At 64.0% G+C, this 23,952-nt stretch carries 30 protein-coding genes and 1 tRNA gene; 23 read left to right on the top strand and 8 right to left on the bottom strand.

The window, feature by feature from the left end:
* The 18 genes from C6Y53_RS02055 to C6Y53_RS01965 all read left to right on the top strand — a co-directional run bounded on the left by C6Y53_RS02055 (position 1) and on the right by C6Y53_RS01965 (position 14,217).
* Entirely contained in the window at positions 1-447 is a 447-nt protein-coding gene (locus C6Y53_RS02055) for a hypothetical protein (protein WP_106470912.1), read from the top strand.
* Complete coding sequence (locus C6Y53_RS02050) at positions 447-977, top strand: gene transfer agent family protein (RefSeq protein ID WP_106470911.1); 531 nt, start codon at positions 447-449, stop codon at positions 975-977. The genes C6Y53_RS02055 and C6Y53_RS02050 overlap by 1 nt, the downstream gene beginning before the upstream one ends.
* Positions 977-2,848: a phage tail tape measure protein gene (locus C6Y53_RS21380; protein WP_211299440.1), complete on the top strand. Its 1,872-nt coding sequence runs from the start codon at positions 977-979 to the stop codon at positions 2,846-2,848. The genes C6Y53_RS02050 and C6Y53_RS21380 overlap by 1 nt, the downstream gene beginning before the upstream one ends.
* A gap of 35 nt (positions 2,849-2,883) precedes the next feature.
* Positions 2,884-3,480: a hypothetical protein gene (locus C6Y53_RS02040; protein ID WP_149615438.1), complete on the top strand. Its 597-nt coding sequence runs from the start codon at positions 2,884-2,886 to the stop codon at positions 3,478-3,480.
* 1 nt (position 3,481) lies between these two features.
* On the top strand, positions 3,482-4,156 hold the full coding sequence (locus C6Y53_RS02035; protein ID WP_106470909.1) for a hypothetical protein: 675 nt from the start codon (positions 3,482-3,484) through the stop codon (positions 4,154-4,156).
* Positions 4,157-4,160: 4 nt separating this feature from the next.
* Positions 4,161-4,577: a DUF6950 family protein gene (locus C6Y53_RS02030; RefSeq protein WP_106470908.1), complete on the top strand. Its 417-nt coding sequence runs from the start codon at positions 4,161-4,163 to the stop codon at positions 4,575-4,577.
* Positions 4,578-4,924: 347 nt separating this feature from the next.
* Complete coding sequence (locus C6Y53_RS02025; RefSeq protein ID WP_211299439.1) at positions 4,925-7,759, top strand: phage tail protein; 2,835 nt, start codon at positions 4,925-4,927, stop codon at positions 7,757-7,759.
* A gap of 62 nt (positions 7,760-7,821) precedes the next feature.
* Positions 7,822-8,493 (top strand): hypothetical protein, encoded by a 672-nt coding sequence (locus tag C6Y53_RS02020; protein ID WP_149615437.1) that lies wholly within the window; start codon positions 7,822-7,824, stop codon positions 8,491-8,493.
* A 118-nt stretch (positions 8,494-8,611) separates the two neighbouring features.
* The gene (locus C6Y53_RS02015) at positions 8,612-9,001 is read left to right on the top strand and encodes a hypothetical protein (protein ID WP_106470905.1); all 390 of its coding nucleotides are present in this window, start codon (positions 8,612-8,614) and stop codon (positions 8,999-9,001) included.
* Positions 8,998-9,486, top strand: a complete 489-nt coding sequence (locus tag C6Y53_RS02010) for a hypothetical protein (RefSeq protein WP_106470904.1) — start codon at positions 8,998-9,000, stop codon at positions 9,484-9,486. The genes C6Y53_RS02015 and C6Y53_RS02010 overlap by 4 nt, the downstream gene beginning before the upstream one ends.
* Positions 9,487-9,694: 208 nt before the next feature.
* Entirely contained in the window at positions 9,695-11,290 is a 1,596-nt protein-coding gene (locus C6Y53_RS02005) for a hypothetical protein (protein ID WP_149615436.1), read from the top strand.
* A 31-nt stretch (positions 11,291-11,321) separates the two neighbouring features.
* The gene (locus C6Y53_RS02000) at positions 11,322-11,642 is read left to right on the top strand and encodes a hypothetical protein (protein WP_106470902.1); all 321 of its coding nucleotides are present in this window, start codon (positions 11,322-11,324) and stop codon (positions 11,640-11,642) included.
* An 80-nt stretch (positions 11,643-11,722) separates the two neighbouring features.
* Positions 11,723-12,334, top strand: a complete 612-nt coding sequence (locus C6Y53_RS01995) for a hypothetical protein (RefSeq protein WP_149615435.1) — start codon at positions 11,723-11,725, stop codon at positions 12,332-12,334.
* Positions 12,331-12,960: a lysozyme family protein gene (locus C6Y53_RS01990; RefSeq protein ID WP_211299438.1), complete on the top strand. Its 630-nt coding sequence runs from the start codon at positions 12,331-12,333 to the stop codon at positions 12,958-12,960. The genes C6Y53_RS01995 and C6Y53_RS01990 overlap by 4 nt, the downstream gene beginning before the upstream one ends.
* 77 nt (positions 12,961-13,037) lie before the next feature.
* The gene (locus C6Y53_RS01985; RefSeq protein WP_106470900.1) at positions 13,038-13,286 is read left to right on the top strand and encodes a hypothetical protein; all 249 of its coding nucleotides are present in this window, start codon (positions 13,038-13,040) and stop codon (positions 13,284-13,286) included.
* Entirely contained in the window at positions 13,283-13,561 is a 279-nt protein-coding gene (locus tag C6Y53_RS01980) for a DUF5658 family protein (protein ID WP_106470899.1), read from the top strand. The genes C6Y53_RS01985 and C6Y53_RS01980 overlap by 4 nt, the downstream gene beginning before the upstream one ends.
* Entirely contained in the window at positions 13,558-13,773 is a 216-nt protein-coding gene (locus C6Y53_RS01975; RefSeq protein ID WP_149615434.1) for a hypothetical protein, read from the top strand. The genes C6Y53_RS01980 and C6Y53_RS01975 overlap by 4 nt, the downstream gene beginning before the upstream one ends.
* A gap of 135 nt (positions 13,774-13,908) precedes the next feature.
* Positions 13,909-14,217 (top strand): hypothetical protein, encoded by a 309-nt coding sequence (locus tag C6Y53_RS01965; protein WP_106470897.1) that lies wholly within the window; start codon positions 13,909-13,911, stop codon positions 14,215-14,217.
* A 620-nt stretch (positions 14,218-14,837) separates the two neighbouring features.
* Here C6Y53_RS01965 and C6Y53_RS01960 read toward each other — a convergent pair.
* The 5 genes from C6Y53_RS01960 to C6Y53_RS01940 all read right to left on the bottom strand — a co-directional run bounded on the left by C6Y53_RS01960 (position 14,838) and on the right by C6Y53_RS01940 (position 17,058).
* Positions 14,838-15,188 (bottom strand): hypothetical protein, encoded by a 351-nt coding sequence (locus C6Y53_RS01960; RefSeq protein ID WP_149615433.1) that lies wholly within the window; start codon positions 15,186-15,188, stop codon positions 14,838-14,840.
* A 305-nt stretch (positions 15,189-15,493) separates the two neighbouring features.
* Positions 15,494-15,745 carry a hypothetical protein gene (locus C6Y53_RS01955; RefSeq protein ID WP_106470896.1) on the bottom strand — a complete coding sequence of 84 codons (252 nt, stop codon included), beginning with the start codon at positions 15,743-15,745 and terminating at the stop codon, positions 15,494-15,496.
* 32 nt (positions 15,746-15,777) lie between these two features.
* Positions 15,778-16,449 (bottom strand): SOS response-associated peptidase, encoded by a 672-nt coding sequence (locus C6Y53_RS01950; RefSeq protein WP_106470895.1) that lies wholly within the window; start codon positions 16,447-16,449, stop codon positions 15,778-15,780.
* Between the two features lies 1 nt (position 16,450).
* Positions 16,451-16,717 carry a hypothetical protein gene (locus C6Y53_RS01945; RefSeq protein WP_106470894.1) on the bottom strand — a complete coding sequence of 89 codons (267 nt, stop codon included), beginning with the start codon at positions 16,715-16,717 and terminating at the stop codon, positions 16,451-16,453.
* 264 nt (positions 16,718-16,981) lie between these two features.
* Positions 16,982-17,058 (bottom strand) — tRNA-Ile (locus C6Y53_RS01940).
* Positions 17,059-17,163: 105 nt separating this feature from the next.
* On the opposite strand from C6Y53_RS01940, the gene purM reads away from it, so the two are divergent.
* The 3 genes from purM (at position 17,164) to rnd (ending at position 20,095) form a co-directional block, all read left to right on the top strand.
* Positions 17,164-18,210: a phosphoribosylformylglycinamidine cyclo-ligase gene (purM, locus tag C6Y53_RS01935; RefSeq protein ID WP_106470893.1), complete on the top strand. Its 1,047-nt coding sequence runs from the start codon at positions 17,164-17,166 to the stop codon at positions 18,208-18,210.
* The gene (purN, locus tag C6Y53_RS01930) at positions 18,207-18,803 is read left to right on the top strand and encodes a phosphoribosylglycinamide formyltransferase (RefSeq protein ID WP_106470892.1); all 597 of its coding nucleotides are present in this window, start codon (positions 18,207-18,209) and stop codon (positions 18,801-18,803) included. Before purM ends, purN begins: the two co-directional genes overlap by 4 nt.
* 134 nt (positions 18,804-18,937) lie before the next feature.
* Positions 18,938-20,095 (top strand): ribonuclease D, encoded by a 1,158-nt coding sequence (rnd, locus tag C6Y53_RS01925; RefSeq protein WP_106470891.1) that lies wholly within the window; start codon positions 18,938-18,940, stop codon positions 20,093-20,095.
* 38 nt (positions 20,096-20,133) lie between these two features.
* Here the strand turns inward: rnd and C6Y53_RS01920 are convergent, their stop codons facing one another.
* On the bottom strand, positions 20,134-20,652 hold the full coding sequence (locus C6Y53_RS01920) for a hypothetical protein (RefSeq protein WP_106470890.1): 519 nt from the start codon (positions 20,650-20,652) through the stop codon (positions 20,134-20,136).
* Between the two features lie 130 nt (positions 20,653-20,782).
* Here C6Y53_RS01920 and C6Y53_RS01915 point away from each other — a divergent pair, with 130 nt between their 5' ends.
* Entirely contained in the window at positions 20,783-21,193 is a 411-nt protein-coding gene (locus C6Y53_RS01915; RefSeq protein WP_106470889.1) for a SufE family protein, read from the top strand.
* Between the two features lie 39 nt (positions 21,194-21,232).
* Here C6Y53_RS01915 and C6Y53_RS01910 read toward each other — a convergent pair whose 3' ends face one another.
* Both C6Y53_RS01910 and C6Y53_RS01905 read right to left on the bottom strand, forming a co-directional pair.
* Complete coding sequence (locus C6Y53_RS01910) at positions 21,233-21,880, bottom strand: DUF1638 domain-containing protein (protein ID WP_106470888.1); 648 nt, start codon at positions 21,878-21,880, stop codon at positions 21,233-21,235.
* 79 nt (positions 21,881-21,959) lie between these two features.
* Complete coding sequence (locus C6Y53_RS01905; RefSeq protein WP_106470887.1) at positions 21,960-22,658, bottom strand: corrinoid protein; 699 nt, start codon at positions 22,656-22,658, stop codon at positions 21,960-21,962.
* 194 nt (positions 22,659-22,852) lie between these two features.
* On the opposite strand from C6Y53_RS01905, the gene C6Y53_RS01900 reads away from it, so the two are divergent.
* Positions 22,853-23,950 (top strand): PA0069 family radical SAM protein, encoded by a 1,098-nt coding sequence (locus C6Y53_RS01900; RefSeq protein ID WP_244614923.1) that lies wholly within the window; start codon positions 22,853-22,855, stop codon positions 23,948-23,950.
* Positions 23,951-23,952: the final 2 nt, after the last annotated feature.

The raw sequence follows: 23,952 nt of genomic DNA, 5'->3' as shown, positions 1-23,952 counted from the left end.
ATGGCGACGGGCAATCAGACCACACGGCTGGTCATCCAACTTGGGGACGGTGGAACACCGACCGAGAACTTTACCTTCACTTGCGGCGCCAGCAGTTTCGGCGTCACCCTGACCAACAACCTGGGCGAAGATGCGGCGCTGGACTGCGCGAACCCACTGGATGTTCCGGCGGCAATCGTCCGACATCTTGAAACGCAGGACACCAGCGCGACGATCAGCGGCAAGGTCACGACCGAGGCGTGGCCGACATGGCGGGAGTGGGCGGACAGCGCGACCGAGAAAAACGTCAAGATCTTTCTCGATGAGAGCGCCGCCAACAACGGCGGCCACTGGATTTTGCCCGCCTATCTGCAGCAACTGGAATTCGGCAAGGAAGCGGGCGGCAAAGTCACGTTCACCGCAACCATTTCGGGGTCCGGGCAGCGCACATGGACTGACGCCAGCTAATGGCGGAAATCGTCGAAGAATGGGCCGGGAAAGAGCGTCTTTTCCGGCTCAACTTTGGTCTGGTTCTGGACCTTGAAGAAGCGACCGGCGAGGCTATCGGTCGTATCTTCATGCGTGTTGCCGGGGGCAGCTATCGCGCGGCTGATATCTACCACACGATCCGGCTGGCCCTGATCGGCGGCGGGGCATCCATAATCGACGCAAAGCGCCTGTTGGAGGCGCATTTCGATACTCGTCCCTATGTCGAAAACGCCAGCCTGGCGGGGGCGATACTGGCCTCGCTCATGGTCGGGGTCGAGGGCAATGAGAGTGACGAACCCGCCGAGCCTGAAAAGATCAGGTTTTCCGAGGTCAGCCAGATATGCCGTGAGTTCAATCTGTCGCCGCAGGAACTGCGGGACATGCGCTACCCCGACTTCGTGAACATGGTTCGCGGCTTCAACGCGGGATCGAAGCGGCAGGCGGAACACATCACTGACGACGAGTTCATGGATATTCTGAACCGATATGAACCGGAGGCCCTGCAGTAATGGCCAGCACTGTCGAAAATGCCCTCGTCGTCCGCATGGAGGCGAGCCTCCGCAAGTTCGAACGGCAGATGGAAGCCGGACTTCGGGCGGCGGAAAGGTCTGCGAAGGGGTCGGAACGGGCATGGCAGCGAGGCGGTGAGAGAATCGCCGATAACGCCAATCAGGCGGCGACCGGGATGCAGCGCCTTGCCAATGTTTCCGGTCGCGGTCGGTTCGTGCTGCAAAACACCGCGAACCAGATCGGGGACATGGCCGTCCAGATCGGCGGCGGCACGTCCGCGATGAAGGCGATGGGCCAGCAGATGCCGCAACTGCTGGGCGGGTTCGGGGCACTTGGCGGGTCAATCGGCCTGCTGGCACCGCTGCTCGGCACGGTCGCAGCGTTGGGGTTGCCTATCGCCGCGGCGTTCCTGGCGGCTTCTGACGAGGCGACATCACTCGAAGAAACCATGTCGGATCTGAACAAGGCGATGGGCGAACTCGAAAGCATATCGCGTATTGGCTTGATGAGCATTGATGACCTGACGGAGCGATACGGGCGAAACGCCGCGGCGGTGCGGCAGCTCTACCTTGAGCTTGTGGCGGTGAATCAGCAGCAGGCGTTGAACGCGGTCCAGGCGTCCATCCTGGCGGCGGGTGAACAGCTAACTGGGTTAGAAACAGCGCTGCAGAATTTCGCGGATGCGCGGCGTGAACTTATGCAGGCGCAAGATTCCAACGCGGACGGATTCGCGGAGTTTCTGCCATCCGAAATCGCGACAATGGAGGATGCTGTTACACAGAGCCTCGGACATTTGCAGGACGAGTTCGGGCTGACATCGGCACAGGCATACGCCGTCATCGATGCGCTGAAACGGTTGCAGCAGGCGAAAGGACCGGATGAAGCAGCAGAGGCTGTTCGGAGTATATCTGCGGCCCTGTCGTCTGCGGCAGCAGAGGGGGCGCAACTGGACGGCGTATTGGCCGGGATCGCCCAGACGGCTGCGACGGCATACGCTGCATTTTCTGAAGCTATGGCGGCTGGGCGAGAAGCCGCTGCCGCCCTGTCGAACCAGAACACAGGCACCCCGCTATATGAACAGGGTGACATAAATCTTCTGCCTCCCTCTCCCACGCCTAAAGCGCCCCCAGGCCGAAAGCCTGGCCGCCGCCGTGGCGGTGGAGGCTCGAAGATCGACCCGCGAACCCGCGAGGCGCAGCGGATTTATGAGCAGACCCGCACGGCAGCGGAGAAGTATGCCGCTGAACTGGAAAATCTGAACCAGCTGCGCGAGGCCGGGTATCTGTCCGAGGACACCCACATGCGGGCGGTCCAGAAACTGGGCGACCAACTCAATGAAACCGGCAAGCTGGGCGAACAGATGGGCAAGACCATCAGCGATGCCCTGGCGGATATGGTGGTGAATTTCGACAACGCCCGCGATGCGGCGGCCAGCCTGCTGGAATCGCTGGCGCGAATGGCGCTGAACGCCGCGTTCGCGCCGGTCGGCAACTGGTTCGGCAGTCTCATTCCGAGCGCAAACGGCAACGTGATCCAGGGCGGTCGCGTGACCGCGTTCGCCAGTGGCGGGGTCGTGAACAGCCCGACGCTGTTTCCGATGCGGGGCGGCACCGGGTTGATGGGCGAGGCGGGGCCTGAGGCAATCATGCCGCTGACCCGCACGGCCAACGGCAAGCTGGGGGTGCAGGCGCAGGGCGGCGGGCATGTCATGGTCAGTCTGGCCCTGTCGGACGACCTGAACGCCCGGATCGAGAACACATCGCAGAACGTGGCCGTGAGGGTCACGCAACAGGGGATCGCGTCCTATGACCGCAACCGCCTGCCGCATTCGGTGCGGCGTATAAGCCGCGATCCGCGCAAGGTGTCCTGATGGCTCTTTCGTTCCCGATCTTGCGCTCGGCGTTCATGGACACGCTGAAGGTCACGCGCATGACGTTTGAATTGCCGGTGCCGGTTTCCATGACGCGGACGCGCGGCGGGCAGATCAATACGGCGGAAGTTGGGGCATCGCTGTGGAGCGGGTCGATCAGCCTGCTTGCGAGGGATAGGGCCGAGGCGCAGAGGCTGCGCACAATACTGACAGCCCTGCAGGTTCCGGGCAGGGCGTTCCATGTCTATGACCCCTTTTGCCGCCGCCCTCTGAACGACCCCACACCGTCCGTTCTGGGCAGCGAAACCATCACGGCCCATTCGGCCAGCTCGTTGACAGTTGGCGGTCTGCCGAACGGGTTCAAGATCGCGGCAGGGGACTATATCGCGGTTTATGACGACACGCCTGCCCATGTTAACCTCTATCAGTTCACCAGCGATGCTACGGTATCCGGCGGATCGTCCGGAGCGGTTGGGGTGCAGCCCTTCGTGCGCGGAACGCCGACCGGGAATTGCACGATGGAAAGACCGTATTGCGAAGCGGTCGTCGTGCCGGGGGAGGTCAATTTCGGGGAACACCGGCCCGGAATTACCGAAGGCATCTCGTTCCGGTTCCAGCAGACATTGAGATGATATGCGCAGTTTCTCGACGGCGATAACCAACTACCTCGCAACGGGGCAGGTGGTGGTGCGGCAGCTCATCTATTTCTGGGCGCGTGACCATGACACCAACGCGGCCGAAACCATCGGGTTCTGGAATGACGCGATTGACGGGACGGTGACAATCGACGGTTCGCCGCGCACCTATATCGGGCGCGGGGCGTTCCAGGGGACCGAGCCGATCATCGCATCACCGGGACTGGATGTTCGGACGCTACAGGCGGCGGTCGCGGTGCCATCATCTGCCGTCGAGGACATGGTGAAAGGCTATAACACCCGGTTCGCGCCGGTCGAGGTTCACCGGGTATTCCTGAACCCGGAAACCCGCGCCGCGGTAGGAAGCCCGATCCGTGATTTCAGGGGCTTTGTCGAGGGCATCGACTGGCCGGATGGGTCCGAGACGAGCGCGGCATGGGCGACGATCAGGATGGTGAGCGAGACGCGCATCCTGACCCGCAAACTGGCGGGGCGGAAATCGCACCAGACGTTCAGGGAATGGGGCGGCGATTTCTTCCGGCGCTACGGGGACGTTTCGGGATCGGTGCCGGTCTACTGGGGCGAGCAGAGGATGGATTCGCCATCCGATCCGAAGCCGAAGGGGCCGAAGAAGGTGACGCAAGAAGAGTCGCCGATGTTCAACAGCAGGTAAATGAATGACGATTGCGCCAGAGCGCCGTCCCGATTGGCGGGAGCGGCTGAGAACCTATGTCCTGTCGAACCTGTCGGTTCCGTTTCGGCCCGGCCAGCATGACTGCGCCCTGTTTGTCGCGGGTGCGGTCAGGGAAATGACCGGGCATGATTTCGGCAAAGGCTGGCGTGGCAAATATCGCAGCATCAAGGCGGGTGAGGCGCTGGCGCAAGAGCGGGGCTACGACGATCACGAGGCGATATTCTCGCGGCACCTGGACCCGGTAGAGCCATCGTTCGCGCGGGTTGGTGACGTGGCTGCTGTCGAAACCGAGGCCGGGACGGCTTTGGGCATCGTGCAGGGCGAGGCGGTCTATGTCCTGCATGTCGGCGGCATGGCCATCGTCCCGCGCGAACAGATGACGAGGGCCTATCGCGTATGAGGTTCCTGGGGTTCTTGATCGCGTTCCTGCTGGTTGCCGATGCGGCCAGCGCGGCACCGGTCGTTGCGTTCTTTTCGGCCATCGGGTCGGCCATCGGCGGGGCGCTGGCGGCCGGCACCTTCCTTGGGTTTGCGACCCGCGTTGTCCTGGGGTTTGCGATCTCGGCGCTGGCATCGGCAATCCGGGGAAAGCCGGACGCGCCCCGGCAGGCGGGGATCAAGACGGACAGCACCACGACCGGCGGCGACAATTCCGAGACGTTCATCCTCGGCAAATATGCGACCAGCGGCAACATGGTTTGCCCGCCCATGTCGCACCCGAATACGGGCGACACGCCAAACGAGTTCATGACCTATGTGGTCGATGTATCGGACGTGGCGGGGTGCGATTTTTCACGGCTGATCGTGGCCGGGGACTACATCACCGACTTTCAGGCCAGCAGCGGTGACCACGACCTGGAGGGGCTGATTGACGGCGATCCGCACGTCTATCTGACGTGGCACGATGGATCGCAGACCACGGCGGATGCCTACCTGCTGGCGAACTATGCCAGCTACCCGGAGCGCCCCTGGGCGGCGAACATGACCGGCGAGGGCATCTGCTACGCGGTCATCACGTTCAGATACAACAGGGAGATATTCAACAGCCTTCCCGGTGTTCGGCTGGAGGTCAAGGGCATCCCGCTCTATGACCCGCGCAAGGACAGCACCGCAGGCGGCAGCGGGTCGCACCGCTGGAGCAACAGGTCAACATGGGAGTTCACCGAGAACCCCGTCGTGATGGTCTACAACATTCTGCGCGGGATCGCCCTGCCGGGTGGACGGACCTGGGGCGGGCAGGTTGCGGCGGCGGATTTGCCGCTGTCCAACTGGTTCGCGGCCATGAACGAGTGCGACGAGAGCGTGAACCTGAACGGGGGCGGCTCGGAGCTGCGCTATCGGGCGGGCTATGAGGTCCACACCGCAGACGACACCCCGGCTGACGTGATCGCGGAGCTGCTGAAATCCTGTTCGGCGGATATTGTCGAGATCGGCGGCGTCTACAAGGTGCGTGTCGGTCCCCCGGCGATGCCGGTTTTTGCGTTCAGCGATGACGATGTTCTGATCGAGCAACCGGAGATGCTGAACCCGTATCCGGGTCTCGAGGAGGTCTATAACGCGATCCACGCCAGCCACCCTGACCCGCAGGCGCTGTGGGAAACACGGGATGCGCCGCCGCGATACAATTCGACGTGGGAGGAGGAGGACGGCGACCGGCAACTGGTGGCTGCGGTTGATCTGCCCACGGTGGCAAGCCGGACGCAGGTTCAGCGTCTGATGCGGGCATGGATCAAGGACGAGCGCCGGTTCCGGCGTCATGGCCTGATGCTCGGCCCGTCGGCGCTGGCCGTGGAGCCTTTGGACGTGGTTGCGTTCACCAGCCCGCGCAACGGTTACACGGGCAAGGCGTTCGAGGTTGGCGAGGCTCATTCCGACCCGCTGCAACTGACCTGCACCCTGTCCATGCGGGAGCGCGACGACACCGATTTCGATTGGACGACCGGCGATGAGCTGGCTGTCGAAACGCCGTCCGTTATCTATGTCCCGCCGGCGACACGAACGGTTCCGGGCTGGAATGTCGAGGCGGTCGCGGTCGAGGACACCAACGGCGATAACCGCCGCCCCGGTATCAAGATCAGCTGGACCGCCAGCAAGACCGGCGATGCAACCGGGATCGAATATGAAGTCAGGCCGGATGGGCGCACCACGCTGGTCTCGATGGGCATGTTCAGTGACCTGACCAAAGGGTGGGGGGTGATAACGGCGGGCATCCTGCCGAACGAGAATGTCGAGGTTCGGGGGCGTCTGGTGATGCGCAACCGGGCGCGGGACTGGACGGCGTGGACGGACGTGACCACGCTGGACATCAAGCTGAAGACCGGCACCGATTTCACGATCCTGAACGAAGACCTGCAGAACCTGGTTGACCAGACCAGTTTCGCGCAGGGGCTGACCGGCGTCGAGATAGTGAACAGCCTGCCGACGACCGGCAACTATCCGGGCCGGGTGGTATTCCTGACGACCGACAACAAACTGTATCGGCGCATATTTGCCGCGTGGACGGTCGAGGTCGATGGCGGCGACATAAAGGCCAACAGCATCCTGTCGGGGGCGATTGCCGCTGGTGCGGTCAAGACAGAGCAACTGGATTTTGGCGCGGGAACCGGGGCGAAGCTGGCGGTCGGGGACTTCCAGAATTACCTATCCGGCTCGACCGGAAACTGGGGTAACCATCCGTGGAACATGGGAGCGGGTACCGCGATCAGCACCAGCAGCCCCCACAGCCCAGGGGCTGCGCTGGCCCTGTATAACAGTCACGATACGACGACCCTGATACCGCCCATCGACGCGCTGGGGGGAGAAAAATACTATCTCGATTTTTGGGCGGTGCTGACCCAGAACCTTTCGGGAGCGACCAGCAATACGCGGGTCAGGTTGATCTGGAAGGATGATGCGGACCAGTGGACTGGTGTGCATAACATCCCCTTGAACGGACTTGTGAAAGGGACGTGGACCCGCCTTGCGGACACCTACGTTGCCCCTGCGGGGTCGGTATCGGCGACAGTTCATATCCAGAGCGACCATAACGCTGGCACAGTTTATCTGGATGACATGAGCCTGCGTCGGGTCACCGAGGGCGTCTGGATCGCTGATGGGGCCGTGAATGCGGCAAAGCTGCACAGTGGCGAGTTGATTACGAAAACCGCGCAGATCAAGAACGCGCTCGTCGATACGCTGCATATTGCGGGGCAGGCGGTCACTGTCCCGGTCTATACCAAGACATCTAGCACGGTGGATGTGACCAGCCACACGGCGTGGACCACTTGTTTGTTGCTCAATATGACGAGGGCCGGATATGCCACGGCGTTGCAGTTCACGGCGCAGGCATCCGGGCTTGGGGACACTGTTCTGGAATACCGGTTCCAGCGTGACAGCACGGTTATCGACAGCGGGTATCACGTCACCATCGGTCATACCGGCAGGCAGACCAGCGTGGCGATTTCTACGGTGGATACAAACACCGGAACCGGCGGCACGAATTACATTGTTCGGGTGAAGAAGCTGTATGGCTCGGGCAACCCGTTTGGGGCCGATGGCAGGGTCAAGCAAATGTTCCTGTCCGCGCACCAGTTCAAGAGGTGAGGGCGATGGAGATGGAGCCTTTTGCTGTCTATGACGCAACCGGGCGCATCGTGCGAACCGGCATGGCGCTTGCCGGGGATGTCGAGGCGCAGGCGCAGGCGGGCGAGGTATCTGTCGTAGGCGAGTATGACGGCGAGGAAACCTATTTCGCCGATGGTGTGGCAACAGCCCGACCGGCCTTGCCTGAAATCACAGCGACCGGGCAGGGGTGGAGTTTCGCAAGCCAGCCACCGGCAGGCATCATGGCCCGAACGGATTCCCGGCTCTATGCCGAGCCTGTCGAGATCACCGCGCAGGAAGTTCATCTGGGCGAGGCGGTCGCGCTGCGTGTGTATCTGGATGCCCCCTGGCCGTATCTCGACGCAGAGTTTGATCTGACCGGAGACGCGACATCGGAGCCGCCGGGGGCGCAGGTTATCGCGCCGACGCTGACCGCGCAGGATGCGGCCCGCAGCGACATGATACTGACGCCGCAGCAGTTGCTGACGGGTCTCGTGGCTGACGGCTGGATTACTGCGGCGGAAGGCTTGGCATGGGCCGAAGGCAATGGCTTACCCGCTGCCGCGACGACACTGATCGCGTCGATGCCGGCAAGCGAGCAATTCGCGGCGCAAGTCAGGTTGCTGCGGATGGAGACGATCCGCCGAACTGATCCGCTGGTTATTGCCCTGGCCTATGCCGAGGGCAAGACGGACACGGATATCGACACATTTTTCACGACCCATGCGGCGTGATGCAATCCCGGCCCGGTGAGACGCTGACCGCGCTTGCCGCGCTCCGCGCCGTAATCGCCGCGCTCTAATCCAAATCCAACCACCTGCGGGCGTGACCCGCTCAACATGAGGACCAATCATGGCCTATTATCACGACGACGTTTATGATCATGGGTTGCAGGCATTGCGGGATGCCACCACGCCCATCCTGCATATCTGCGACCCTGAGCCGACGACATTTGCCGAGGCGACGGCAACCTACACGCTGGGCAACAAGACCGCACCCGCGCTCACCGCGCTGGCGCCTCGCACCGGTGGCGGTCGGAAGGTGGACATCTCGACGTTCACCGATGGTTCCGTGACCGCGAACGGCACCGGGAAATTCTGGGCGCTGGTCGATGCCAACGACAACCGCCTGCTGGCTGTCGCGGATATTGCGGAACTGGAACAACAGGTTCTGACGAGCGGCAACGCGCTGGCACTGTCGAGCGTGGTCGAGCTGGGCTTTGGTCCCGCCGGGTCGCCATGACCACCCTGAGCCAGTTCCCGCGGGTCATGGATCGCTGTGTGCGGGCCGTGATCGTTGCAGCGGAGGCGCTGCGCAGGGTGCGCGATGGCACGGGCGATCTGTCCATCCGCGACCTGCACGCCATCCAGCAGGGGCTGCGGTCGTCCAAGTATCAGACCTACCAGGTGCTGACCGAGGCGGCGAAGGCGGTTCCGGCGGCCGAGGCCTACATGGCGTCCGTCAACGGTCCCGCCACGATCGCCGCGTTCCAGGCGCAGGCGGTCGTGCTGGAAACGGCGGCAGCGGCGTGGAACGCGCGGCTCGATGCGATGATTGCCACCCTGACCGGCCCGGAGGTGATCGGGCTGGTGGTGCGCAATTTCGACGGCGTCCAGACCAAGGATCTGACGTTCGCGAGCGTGATCCCTGAAACCAAGGCAGCGCCGCTGCGGGCCAGCACGGAACTGGCGGCGCTGATTGCCGAGTTCGAGGTTGTAGGCGCGTAACATGTCCGCTTCTGGTCGCAGTCTCTATTCCGCATCCGCCTCGGCCAACACCGGGCTGCGGTCGGCGTCTGCCGTTCCGGGGCTGGGGTCGGGTGCGGAATTTACCGTCTTTTTCGCGATCTACAATTCGGGGTCCAACTCGTGGCGCACAGTCTGGGCCAACCAGGACGGCGACTGCCAGATATTCCTTGTCGGCAGCGAGCTGCGGGTGCGCTACGGCAACTCGTCCAGCAGCAACGGCGCGGGGGTCACGCTCCCGGCCAATGAGTGGTGCTTTGTTGCCTGCAAAATGGGGCTCAATTTCGACGGCACCACGGATGCCGCCATCGAGATTTACCGGACGGGCGACGACTCGACCGATTCCGCGACCCGCGACACATCGTCGGTGGCGTCGTCCATCGAGAGCAACGAAATCCACTATGTGCTGGGCGACGATCCCGGCGGTTCCGGCGGACCTTCGGACGATGGTTTCGAGGCCTATCTCTACGGCTTCGCGCTGGTCGATGGGCTGTGGAGCCTGAACCAGCTTGGCTGCAACACCAGCATTGGCGAGGCCAAGAATTTCGACGCTGGGCCGGAAGCAAACCTGATCTATGCCCTGCGCGGGCAGGACGACACCAACGCGGGCAAAGACAACAGCGGCAACGGCAACGACTTTACGATTGAGAACGGCGGCGTTGTGCTGTCGGAGGTCATGTTGCCGCCGGGGGCATCGGTTCCGAGCAGCGGCGACACCGTGGCTGGCGCGTCCGTTTCTGCCGCACCGTCCATTTCCGGTGGCGCCGTAGGCCAGACCCACCGTGTTCCGGGCGCGGGTGTTTCGGCAGCCCCGGCTATCTCTGGCGGCGGACTGGCGCAGACGCACCGTGTCGGTGGGGGCGAGGCATCGGCCAGCCCGGCGCTGACCGGCGGCGCAGTCGGGCAGGTTCACAGCATCGGCGGGGCCGCTGTTGCCGCGCAGCCGGTAGTCACGGGTGGCGGTGTAGGGCAGACGCACCGCGTTGCCGGTGGCGCTACTGCCGCACAGCCTGTGGTCTCTGGCGGGGACGTTGGGCAGACGCACCGCGTTGACGGTGGCGCTGTCACGGCGCAACCCACTGCCTCTGGCGGGGCAATAGGCCAAACCCATCGGGTTGCTGGTGGCGAGGTATCCGCAGCCCCGGCTATCTCCGGTGGGGCGCTGGCCGCGACAAACTCCGTTCCCGGCGCGTCGGTATCCGCGCAGCCCGTTGCGACCGGCGGCGCGATTGGTCAGACGCACAGGGTTCCCGGTGGTGCTGTCACAGCCGCACCAGCCATATCCGGCGGGGCGCTGTCGCCAACCAATGCCGTTCCCGGTGCCGAGGTGTCGGCGCAGCCAGCCACATCCGGCGGGGCGGTCGGTCAGACGCACCGCGTTGCCGGTCGGGAAATCATCGTATCGCCAGCCATCACGGGCGGCGCGATAGGCCAGACGCATCGCGTTCCGGGCGGTTCGGTTTCCGCGCAGCCCGTGACTACGGGTGGCAGTCTCACCCCCACCATCGCGGTCGCGGGTGGTTCGGTATCGGCCCGGCCAGCGGTGTCGGGCGGGGCCGTGGGGCAGGTTCACCGGATCGGCGGCACGGATATTCTCGCCATCCCGTTCATCAGCGGCGGCGCGATTGCGCAGGTTCACCGCGTGGCGGGCGGATCGGCTACGGCAATGCCGGCCATATCCGGCGGGGCGCTCCCGTCACCGGTCCCGGCGCGGGCAGAGTTTATCGGCGGTGCCACGCAGCAGGTGTGGCTCTATCCGCACCAGAACGATGTCATCCTGTTCTAACGCGAAACATTCGGATTTCGGAAGGTAAGGTATGGTTGATTTCACGCTCAAGCGCGCCAGCACGCGGCCCATACTCATGGCAAGGCTGATGACGGGCAGCGGCGAGCCCATCGACCTGACCGGCGCGACAGTCGAGCTGCTCATGTCGCGAAACGGTGTGCTTGCGGTTGATGCGGCGTGCGTAATCGAGGACGCGCCGGCCGGTATCGTCAGCTACGAATGGACCGCCGGAAACACCATCACCCGCGGGTTCTACCTGGCCGAAATCAAGGTCACCTATTCTGATGGCGGGGTCGAGAAATTCCCGAACAACAGACATTTGAAAGTCCACATCCACGAGGATCTGGGGTGACTACGGGGCCATAGGGTTGAGGGGGGCAGGAACGATGAACCCGCGAGGCAAACATGAGATGCAGAGAGAGGTCGTATCCAATGGGTGACGCCCCATTGACCATGACCAGGCTGGCCGGTCTGGTCCGCGACGGGCTGGTGATCGGGGGTGCCGTGTCCACCATCCTGTCGGCCATCGCCATCGTGTTGTGGTCGGGGTTCTCGCCACGCCTGTGGGCGATGGTCGGCCGTGAGCTCGGCCTCGCCAACCTGGCCACGGTCGAAAACGTGACCCGGGTTCAGGACGGCCTGCAACAGCTGCGCGCGGATGTGCAGCGCATCGCGGGCGAAGATCGGGTGCTGCAGATCCTGCCCGGCCGCAGTTTCGTCCGCGAACCAGTCTATGTCGGCGACACGGCCACCGGCGTGTTCTTCATGCGGCGGACCGAGGCGGGCGCATCCTGCATCTACATTCAGGGTATCGCGGTGTTCGAGGACGAAACAGGCGCCCGGCTGTCGGGCTCGATGCTGCCGCCGCAACGCCAACTGACGACCGAAACGTCGCGCATGATCATCGAATTTGACCTGCCCGCCGCGCTGCAACCGGGCAGGATCGTGATGCACATGGAGCTGCAATACCGCTGCGCGGGCGCGGTGCGGTTCGAGCGCACCGACCCGCTGATATTCAGGCTGTTGGAGAGGGAAGAGCAATGAGCCGACAACCGTTCTATGATCACGTCGCCGGGGCGCTGTTCTACGGCAGCCTGCCGGACTGGCAGCGCAAACCTCTGGACCGGCTGCTGGACGAGGCCCTGCGCCGCGAGCGCGGCATCGAGGACACCGCCTATGCCATGGCGACCGCCTACCACGAAACGGCGCGGTTCAAATACGACCACGAGATCGGCGAGGGATCGGAGCACGATTATGGCCGACCGATCTGGCTGATCCGGGGCGTGCCGGTCGCCTATTACGGGCGCGGCATGGTGCAGCTGACCTGGCTGGCCAACTACGCCCGCATGTCGGTCCTGCTGTCGCTGGAACACGGCCGCGAGATCGACCTGGTGAACAAACCCGATCTGGCCACCGAACCGGAATACTCGGCCCTGATCATCTGGGAGGGCATGATCCGCGGCACCTTCACCGGCAAGAACCTCGCCGACTACATCAACAGCGCCGGCACCGACTATGTGAACGCCCGGCGGATCGTGAACGGCACCGACAAGGCCGAGCAAATCGCCGGATACGCCCGCGAATTTGAGGCCGGGCTGCGCCTGATCGAGGGCGGGGAGGAAAACTGCCCGTGCCCTTTGGGCAATCCGACCTGCCCGCTGGTGGCCTGACGCCGGATCCGGCGGACGGCGGCACCAATGCGGAAACCGAGGCCCCTCCGGGGTCTTTTTCTTTGGGAGACTGCACTATGAACGCACCGATTTTCTTTGCCTGGACCCGGTCCTTCTGGGCCGGCCTGATCGCGATCCTGTCGTCGCTGTCCACCATCGATCCGACCGCGCTGCGCACGGTTGTCAGCGCGCTGGCCGGCGACGAATGGGCGCATGTGGCGGTCGAGGCCGCGCCGCTGGTTGCCGCCGCCTGCACGGCACTGGTGATGCAGCAGAGGGGCGGCGCGTCCCGGCCCTACACCGTGGACCCGAGGGCACGGCGATGAACCGGGGGCTGCTGGTTGCCGTCATCGCCTTCGCCCTGGCGCAGCTCGCGGACGTGCTGACCACGATCGAGGCGCTGAAACATGCCGGAACGCGCGAGGCGAACCCGATCCTCGACTGGGCAATGAGCCTGGGCGATCTGTGGATCCTGCTGAAGCTCGCTGTCGCGGGTGGCGCCGCCTGTCTGATCCTGAACAGCCGCACCCCGCAATGGATCTGGGCTATCACGGCCGCAACCACGTTCATCGCCTGGCAGAACATGCAGGTGATCGGATGACCGGCCTGACCACCACCATCGCCGCTATCGTCGTCACGGCGCTGGTGGCGTTCATTGCCGGGTCGGTCTGGCGCAGCGGCCGCGAGGCACGAAAGCGGGCCAGACGGACGGGCAGGGCGATCCGAAATCGTGAGCAGATCAGAAGGGAGATCTCTGATGAAAACGACGAAGATCTTGTGCGCCGCCTCACTGGTCGCGATCGCAGGCTGTAGCCGCCCCGGCGATTTCTGCGAGGTGTATCTGCCGGTGCAGTTGACAGAGTCCGCGGCGCGGGAACTGGTGGCGACCGATCGTGATGCGGCCGAAATCATCGCCACGAACAATGGCGCCTACGCGGCGTGTGGATCATGAGCCGGCGCAGGTTGGTATTGCTGTCCGCCGCCACCTTGGCAGCGTCAACGGCCATGCCTGCGGCTGCGCAGAGCACGTCCTGCGAGATCCGTGAGCGCATGTTGATGAACCTGGCTCGGAACTACGGCGAGACCCGGCAAAGCATCGGCCTGGACGGTTCCGGGTCTCTGATGGAACTGTTTGCCTCGCGCGAGACCGGAACGTGGACGATCATCAAGACCCTGCCGAATGGGCTGACCTGCATGATTGGTTCCGGGGAGAGCTTCGAGACCATCGCGGAGGAGCCGGATAGCGATCCGGCGTGAGCAGGTTGTAGCGTTGCCAGATGGTCTGCTAATCATAATCGTTCCGATCACCGTGGCAGGGTGGTTCCTGCGATTCTTGCGAGGTATGTCTGTTGGTGCAACCGTTCGATTGTGCGTTTCAGGGATGTCGTTGCTCGAACGACCGTTCTAGCGCAAGGCGTGTTCATCAATCGTAAGGGTAAGTGGCGTTTGTTGTAGGTTGATAAAAAAGGGCCGATGGAATGGAACTGAAAATAGAGAACTCCGAGGGTCTCGTTCTATGGACCGGGGTCGACGACCTTGTTCAAGTTCCCTTGGATGAAGCTGAACGCGCCCAGTGCAGAGAGATCCTACTGGACGCGCTCGATCTATTGAATCAAACCATCATCAAACATTGTACTTTTTCCACGGGAGTCGAGCGGGATCGATGCGAGATACAAAGTCCACAACATCTTTCCGATTGCCTCGCAGTTTGCGATTTCTCTCGCCCATCAAGACCACCAGAGGGCACCCAAGTGCCACGGCTACGGCTCGTATCTGCTGATCAGCAGTAGAAGGGCTGTTAAGAACATGGTCCTTCATAATCGCCACCGCGAAAGTGACATTTTGCTCTCTAACGAGAGCGGCATGGAGCTGGGCCATTAGCGAAACCCTCCCAGTGCATTCTGGGCATTTGCAGAAGGATTCAGCCCGTGCCGAAGATCAGTTTCAATGCGCAAGCGCTCGGCGTGGCCAGTTACGATAAGCGCAGCGATATGGGTCATGCCAAGATGACGGGCCCGCGCATAGCCATCGTGAGATCCTATCCCAGTATTCAGTCTTTGTTCGAGGGAATGGGTTTCACCAACGTAGAGAGCTTCCCAGTTCCCCGAAGCAACTTGCCTACAGAAGATGTAGACCCCTGATACTGGGTTGAACTGCGTCCCGATGGGGTGGGTTTCGAAGGTATACGATTGCCCGCTCGTACCGCGCCAGGTGATATTCAAAGCCATGTTTGGCTCCTTCTTGATAGGAGCCGTTGACTGACTTGACTTGGCGATTCACATAGCGCTAAAAGGGCCATACGAATTCGTAAAATCACCGCCAGCCAACGGCGGGTTGCTTTAACCGTGCAGGTCTTCACCACCTGCACGGTTTTTCCTTAGCTGAGTTTCCAATCAAAGTCTAGGCGTTCACTTTTTGATCACTACCAGATCGTGTGCGGCCCCATATTTCACACTTGCCGCTGCTGCTTGATCTGCGCATCTGCCCAACGTCGTTGCACAACCATCGTTTCTCAACAGGAACCGACCGTCGCTCATTTGTTCAGCGCCGACTGCGCTCGAACCGCCTTCGCGATCTCGACCAGAACACCTAGTACCACAGCAATGAAGATCATCAGCGCCCCCTTGTCTATTGCCTCGCCTGGGTTCTGGGTGGCGAGGTAGCTACGCGCCGCCGCGCTACTGTCAGCGGCCGTTGTGGCAAGGAAGATGCCGAGTCCAAGTCTGAGGATGCCAAGCACCAGGAGCGCGTAACTGATCCATTCGCCTAATCTCACGAACATCATGTATTTCCTCTTCTCCGAAATTCTCAGTTGATTCACGACGGATCTGACTTCGCATCCTCACCCCGCTGCACGATCCGCATCTCGTCGGCCGGATAAGGGCGCAGCAGATCCAGCGCGTCGCCGGGCGAACCGTCCAGCCAGCGGTCGTAGTCGTCGGGGCGCAGGATCACCGGCATGCGGGTCGGGTGGATCGGCCGCACCAGGTCGTTGGCCGTCGTGGTGATCATCGTGTAGGTCGCGCATTCGTCCGGTCCGTCCGGTGCTTCGAATCGGGACAACTGCCACATGCCGGCGAAAGCGAACGGCGGCCGGGCCTCATCGCCCTTTAGGGCGAACCAGAAATAGGTCGCAGGTGACCGGCCCTTCGCTTCGCAGAACGATGTGGCCGGGATCAGGCAGCGCCGGTGCTGAAAGCTGTGCTTCCACAGGCCCGACGATGCCACCTTGTCGTCTCGGGCGTTGTTCCAGGCCGCCGGCTGCAGGATCTTGCCGGTCTTCTTGCTCTTGTTCGTGGTCCGAAAGCCCCATGACAGCGTCGTCAGCTCGCGCTCGCCGTCCTCAGTCAGGCGGACAACATGGCCCGGATACTTTGGCCAGATCGCCGGCAGAGGTTCGGCATTGCCGAGCTGATCGAGTTCCGGGCGCACGGCGAACATCTGCCGCATCGCCTCGCTGGCGGTGGTCGAGCTGTAGAGGTTGCACATATCAGCCGCTGTCCTTCTGCCAGAGTTCAAGACGCTCGTCGCGCCAGATCCATTTCACAACCTGCCGAACCGGGCGCCGAACCGTCAATCCCTGCAGATCCCGCGGTGACGGGATCGACCAGCTGACATCGACCTCACGCGTCCTGCATCGCGAACAGGGAAACGGCGGCTCATGCAGCTGGTGTTCCGGCCCCAGCACCTGGACGAGATCCGCGGCCCAATAGTTTACCCGTCGCCGGCAGCCGGGGCATTTGACGGTGATCAACATGCCGAGCGCAGCAGCGTCCCGAAGGAGCTGGTTGCGGTATTTGTTTCCTGATGGTCGTCCGGCGGGCATAGCGAAGAACGTAGCGAGAACGTTTGAGTCTGGAAAGACGGATCGAACTTCTTGCTGCAAGTCGATCCAAAAGCCACGTCAGCCTGCACTCGATAATCGTGTGACAGTTTGCCTGTAACCCATTGAATTCCCATAGCCGAAAATCCGGCTTCGTGTGGCGGTTTGTGTTTGATTTCATTGATGTTTTTGAAGTTATGGTAGGCCCGGAGGGACTCGAACCCCCAACCAAAGCGTTATGAGCGCTCTGCTCTAACCAATTGAGCTACAGGCCCGCCACCGGCCTTGGGTATCACGGTGCCCGTCCGCGTCAAGCCTGCCCGTTGCATGCGCGGGCGCAATCGACTAACCCGCGCCCAACCAGCGGAAAGGATCGGCCGATGACGACAGGCAGGAACGGCATCACCTATGCCGAAGCGGGCGTTGATATCGACGCGGGCAATGAACTGGTGGACCGGATCAAACCGGCCGCCAAACGCACCGGCCGTCCCGGCGTGGTGAGCGGGCTGGGCGGCTTCGGCGCGCTCTTTGACCTGAAGGCCGCCGGATATACCGACCCGGTTCTGGTCGCGGCCACCGACGGGGTCGGAACCAAGCTGCGGATCGCCATCGACACCGGCAACGTGGACGGGGTCGGCATCGACCTGGTCGCCATGTGCGTCAACGATCTCGTGTGCCAGGGTGCCGAACCGCTGTTCTTTCTCGACTATTTTGCTACCGGCAAGCTCGAAACCGAGGCGGCGGCGCGGATCATCGAGGGGATCGCCGCAGGGTGCGAGGGATCGGGATGCGCGCTGATCGGCGGCGAGACGGCCGAGATGCCGGGCATGTATCCGCCGGGCGATTTCGACCTGGCCGGGTTCGCAGTGGGCGCGATGGAGCGCGGCACGGCGCTGCCTGCCGGTGTCGCCGAGGGCGACGTGCTGCTGGGACTGGCCAGCAGCGGCGTGCATTCCAACGGCTATTCGCTGGTGCGCCGGCTGGTCGAGATGGCCGGGCTGGGCTGGGATGCGGCCAGCCCGTTCGGCGACGGCACCCTGGGCGAGGCGCTGCTGGCGCCGACACGGCTCTATGTGAAACCGGTGCTCGAGGCGATCCGGGCGGGCGGGGTTCATGCGCTGGCCCATATCACCGGGGGCGGGCTGACCGAGAACCTGCCGCGGGTGCTGCCCGAGGGGCTGGGCGCGCAGATCGATCTCGATGCCTGGGCGCTGCCGCCGGTCTTTGGCTGGATGGCCGATACCGGCGCGATTGCGCAGGGCGAGATGCTCAAGACCTTCAACTGCGGCATCGGCATGGTGCTGGCGGTCGATCCGGCCCGTGCCGACGATCTGGCGGGGCTGCTCGGCGCGACGGGTGAAACCGTGTCGCGTATCGGAACGGTGGTGCCGGGCGCGGGCGTTGCCTATGCGGGAACGCTGCGGTGAGCCACAAGCGGGTCGCGATCCTGATTTCGGGCGGCGGGTCGAACATGGTGGCGCTGGCCGACAGCATGGCTGGCGATCACCCGGCACGTCCCTGCCTGGTGCTGGCCAATGACCCCGACGCCGGCGGGCTGGACAAGGCCCGCGCCCGCGGCATCGCGGTGGCCTCGGTCGATCACCGGCCCCATGCGGGCGATCGCGCCGCGTTCGAGGCGGCGCTGATGGAACCGCTCGAGGCGGCGGCCCCCGACATCATCTGCCTGGCCGGGTTCATGCGGGTGCTGACGCCGGATTTCGTCAACCGCTGGCAGGGCCGGATGCTGAACATCCACCCGTCGCTGCTGCCGAAATACCGCGGCCTGAACACCCATGCCCGCGCGCTCGAGGCCGGGGACGGCGAACATGGCTGCACCGTTCACGAGGTCACCGCCGCGCTGGATGACGGCCCCGTCCTAGGCCAGGCGCGGGTGCCGGTCCTGCCCGGAGACAACCCGGCGGCGCTGGCCGCGCGGGTGCTGGAACAGGAACACCGCCTCTACCCGGCGGTGCTGCGGCGCTTTGCGGCAGGCGACCGCCGCCCGGTCTGGCTGCCCTGACCGGCGGATTTGCAATGGACGTGCGATGCCTGTAACCCTGTGCGGGCTGGCCCGAACCGGGAATGCCGGGGCGGGCGGTCGCCGCAGATATACGTCGCAGAAGAACGCCAAAGAACAAGGGCAAGACCACGTCGATGAAAACCCTGACGACCACACGGGAGCTGCGCGCGTTTTGCGATGCCGCGCGGGCCCATGATTACGTTACCGTCGACACCGAGTTTCTTCGCGAACGCAGCTATTATTCGAAACTCTGCCTGGTGCAGCTGGCCATGCCCGGCGAAGGCAACGACAACGCGGTGCTTGTCGATCCGCTGGCGGATGGCATCTCGCTGGACCCGTTGCACGAGCTGTTCCGCGACGAAACGGTGGTCAAGGTGTTCCACGCCGCGCGGCAGGATCTCGAGATCTTCTGGGTCGATGCGCAGGTGTTCCCGCAGCCGCTGTTCGACACCCAGGTGGCGGCGATGGTCTGCGGTTTCGGCGACCAGGTGGGGTATGAAACCCTCGTGCGCAAGATCGCGCGGCAGGGGCTGGACAAGACATCCCGGTTCACCGACTGGTCGCGCCGCCCGCTGAGCAAGGCGCAGCAGACCTATGCGCTGGCCGACGTGACCCATCTGCGCAAGATCTACGAATATCTCAGCGCCGAGCTGGACCGGACCGGCCGCGCCCATTGGGTGGCCGAGGAATTGCAGGTGCTGACCGATCCGGCGACCTATGACATCCATCCCGAGGATGCCTGGAAACGGGTCAAGACACGCAGCAACTCGCCGAAATTCCTCGCCGTCGTGCGCGAACTGGCCGGGTTCCGCGAAGCCTATGCGCAGGACCGCAACGTGCCGCGCAACCGGGTGTTCAAGGATGACGCGCTGATCGAACTGGCATCGACCAAGCCGCAATCGCCGCAGGATCTGGGTGCGTCGCGGCTGTTGCTGCGCGAGGCGCGCAAGGGCGCGATCGCCGAGGGCATCCTGGACGCGGTCCGCCGCGGGATCGACTGCCCGTCCGACCGGTTGCCCAGGCCCGACCGGTCACGGGACAAGCTGCAGGTCAACCCGGCGCTGGCCGACCTGCTGCGGGTGCTGCTGAAGGCCAAGACCGAATCCACCGGCGTGGCCCCGCGGCTGATTGCATCATCGGCCGATCTGGACGCGATCGCCGCCGGTCAGCGGGATGTGGATGCGCTCAGCGGCTGGCGGCACGAACTGTTCGGCGCTGATGCGCTGCGGCTGTGCGAGGGCCGGCTGGCGCTGGCCGCCAAGGGCGAAACCGTGCAGGTGGTCGAACTGTGATCCGGTGACAGGCGGCTGGCACGCGGCCCCGGCCGCGATCAGCGCCGCCGCGATTCCAGCGCGTTCTGCGCCGCGATGACGCGGATCGCCTTGACCCCCTGCAATTCCTGCGTGCTCAGCGAATGCGCCTCGACGATGGTGCGGGTGCGTTCGGTGCCGGTCGGCGTCGGGTCGCTGGGATAGGTCACGCGGAAGGTGAATGTGATCACCCCGTCCTCGGGCGGCAGGTCTTCGGTTTCCAGCCGCAGCCGCGCCGCATAGGCGCCGTTGCGGGAGGCGAGGCCGGTGGCATAGACGATCGCGCCGTTCGGGTCGCGTTCGATCCGCAATTCCCTGACCGCCGCGATCAACTCGGACCGGTCTTCCTTTTCGGGGCGCTGGAATATCCCCCGCCGGCCCTCGGGGATCAGCGGGTTCACGGCCTCGGGCGGGGCATCGACCGAAACCGAACGGCCCCGGCCAAACCAGTTGGACGGGTTCCATCCCGAATCGCGCCAGCCGCCACAGCCGGACAACAGGGTGCTTGCCACCAGAAGGAAGGTCAGAGGTTTCCGCATCGTGTTTCGTGCCTGCAACTTGCCTGTCCTTGGCGTAACCGATCGCGACGCGGATGAAAACCCGCAAGCCGGGTCTGGACAGCCCCGCGCGCGGGACCTAGGTGAAGGGCACCGGACGGAGTATGCAGATATGGCCAGCGCCGCCTTCGAAGCGATTGTCGAGGATTTCGAGTTTCTCGAGGACTGGGAAGACCGGTATCGCTATGTGATCGAACAGGGCCGGGCGATGGCGCCGCTCGACGATGCGCTGAAAGTGCCCGCGACCAAGGTCGATGGCTGCGCCAGCCAGGTCTGGCTGCATCCCCGGATCGAAAGCGGTGTGTTCAGTTTCGAGGGTGACAGCGATGCGATGATCGTGCGCGGGTTGATCGCGGTGCTGCGCGCGCTGTTCAACGGCCTGCCGGTCGCAGAGGTGGCGCGCGTGGATGCCCGTTCCGAAATGGCGCGGCTGGGCCTGAACGACCACCTGTCGTCGCAACGCTCCAATGGTCTGCGCGCGATGATCGAACGTATCGGCTCGGTCGCCGCCGAACAGGCCTGAGCCGGCCCGTCAGCCGCCAGCCCGTCAGCCGCCAGCCCGTCAGCCGCCAGACCGCCCCGCCCAGCCCCGCAGCGTCGTTTCCAGATCGCCATAGCCGGTCAGCCGCCGTTCGAAGGCCAGCCCGAGCCGTTCGGCGCAGATGCGTGCCTTTTCGGTCAGCGCCGGGTCGTCGGTTTGCGCCTGATAGACCAGGCGGTCGTAATTGCCGAACAGCATGTCGCGCAGCTCGGGGTGCCGGTCCAGCCCCATCGGCTTCCAGATGAAGGCGTCGAACTGGCGCACCAGGAAATCGGTCAGGTAGAGCGCGGTGAATTCGTCACGCGCGGCAAAGATGTCGTTGCCCTCGAAAAAGCTGTAGCAATGCGGCCCCGCGACCATCTCGACGCCCATCTCGTCGCAGGCGGCCTGCAGCAATCCGCCGGTGCCGCAATCGGCATAGACCACGAAAATGCGCTCATAGCGGTCGCGATGCCGGGCGACCGCCTTGCGCACCTCCTCGGTGATCCGGTCGGGATAGAGGTGAAGCTTGGCAGGCAGGCAGGTCAGATCGATATGGGTCCAGCCATTGGCCGCCTTGAGGTCGAGGATCTCGCGGGCCAGCGCCCCGCAGGCGATCAGCAGGATGCGGCCGGCCCCGGTCGGGGACAGGCCGGTTTCGGTCAGGGTGCGATCGTCGGGCGTGGTCATGGCTGCACCGGTGTTGGTCCGGACCGAGGGGGCGACCGCGGTCCGTGACGGGCGACAGCGCGCTTGGGTGAGCCGGGCCTCAGGCGCTGAGCTGGTTGTGTTTGCGGCCCACGAATTCCTTGGCGGTTTCCACCGCCACGGCGGCGTCGCGGCAATAGGCATCGGCCCCGATCGCCTTGCCGAACTCCTCGTTCAGCGGCGCGCCGCCCACCAGCACGATGTAATCCTCGCGCAGCCCCTGTTCCACCAGCGTGTCGATCACCACCTTCATGTAGGGCATGGTGGTGGTCAGCAGCGCCGACATGCCCAGGATATCGGCCTGTTCGCGTTCGAGTGCCTCGAGATAGTTTTCGACCGGGTTGTTGATGCCCAGGTCGACCACCTCGAAACCGGCGCCTTCCATCATCATCGACACGAGGTTCTTGCCGATGTCGTGGATGTCGCCCTTGACGGTGCCGATCACCATCTTGCCCACGCGCGGCGCGCCGGTTTCCGCCAGCAGCGGTTTCAGGATCGCCATGCCGCCCTTCATCGCGTTGGCGGCCAGCAGCACCTCGGGGACGAACAGGATGCCGTCGCGGAAGTCATTGCCGACGATGGTCATGCCGCCGACCAGCGCCTCGGTCAGGACCTTGTAGGGCGCCCATTTGCGGTCGAGCAGGATCTGCACTCCTTCCTCGATCTCGTCCTTGAGCCCGTCATACAGGTCGTCGAACATCTGTTCGACCAGTTCCTCGTCGTTCAGTTCCGACAGGATGATGTCATCAACTTCGGACATGGGCACTCATTCCTCACATGGCAGGGGCGGATGCCCCGGTGGCGCTCTGCTTTTCTTTCTTGCCGGAAGGTCGCCGTCGGACTGCGGTAAATGCGACATTGGCAATGCAACAACCGACCTATAGGCGACCTGCGGCGGGAATAGTAATGAGAAATTTGCAGGAAGATCATGGGCGAATTGCAAATGTTCCCCAAATGTTCCATTCTGACCCCATGCAGACACGCAAGGGGATCGAAGAATCGCGGCGCCGCGGGCGCGGGGCGACGAGCAACGCCGCCGGGCGCTACGATCTCGGCCGGGAAGAGGTCGCGGACGGCTGGGACATCCCCGAAGACAGGCCGGCCTTTCCCACCCGGGTGAGCTATGAAACCCCGCGCAGCGTGATCAGTTGGAACCGGTCGCCGGACCTGCCGTTCGACCGGTCGATCAGTCCCTATCGCGGCTGCGAACATGGCTGCATCTACTGTTTCGTGCGCCCGACACATGCGTATCTGGGGCTTTCACCGGGGCTGGATTTCGAAACCCGGCTGGTGGCGCGACCACGGGCGCCCGAGGTGTTGGAGCGCGAGCTGCGGGCCAAGACCTACCGCGTCGCGCCGATTGCGATGGGCACCAACACCGACCCCTACCAGCCGATCGACCGCGACCTGAAGATCACGCGCCGGTGCCTGCGGGTTCTGGCGGATTTCAGCCATCCGGTGGCCATCGTGACCAAGGGTGTGCTGGTCGAGCGCGACCTCGACATCCTCTCCGGCATGGCCGGGCGCGGGCTGGCGCGGGTGGGGATCTCGGTCACCACCCTGGACGCGGCGCTGGCGCGCCGTATGGAACCGCGCGCACCGTCGCCCGCCCGCAGGCTGGCGGCGATCCGGGCGCTGACACGGGCGGGCGTGCCGGTCCGGCTGATGGTGTCGCCGGTGGTGCCGGGGCTGACCGATCACGAGCTTGAGGCGATCATCGAGGCCGGCGCCCGCGCCGGGGCCGACGCGGCAAGCTGGATCATGCTGCGCCTGCCGCGCGAGGTGTCGCCGCTGTGGCAGGACTGGCTGGCCGAGCACGAACCGGGCCGCGCCGCCAAGGTGATGGCACGGCTTCGCGAGATGCATGGCGGCAAGGATTACGATGCCCGCTGGGGTCACCGGATGCGCGGGCAGGGGCCGTATGCGGACATGGTGGCGCGACGTTTCCGGGCGGCGGTGCGGCGGTTCGGGCTGGATGCGCCGACGCTGCCCCTGCGCGATGACCTGTTCAGGCCGCCCGCCCGTGCCGGCGATCAGTTGACGCTGTTCTGATC

It is taken from the genome of Pukyongiella litopenaei (assembly GCF_003008555.2).
Lineage (GTDB): Bacteria > Pseudomonadota > Alphaproteobacteria > Rhodobacterales > Rhodobacteraceae > Pukyongiella > Pukyongiella litopenaei.
Note: the sequence above shows the minus strand (reverse complement) of the source record. Positions and strands in the feature narration are given on the sequence as shown.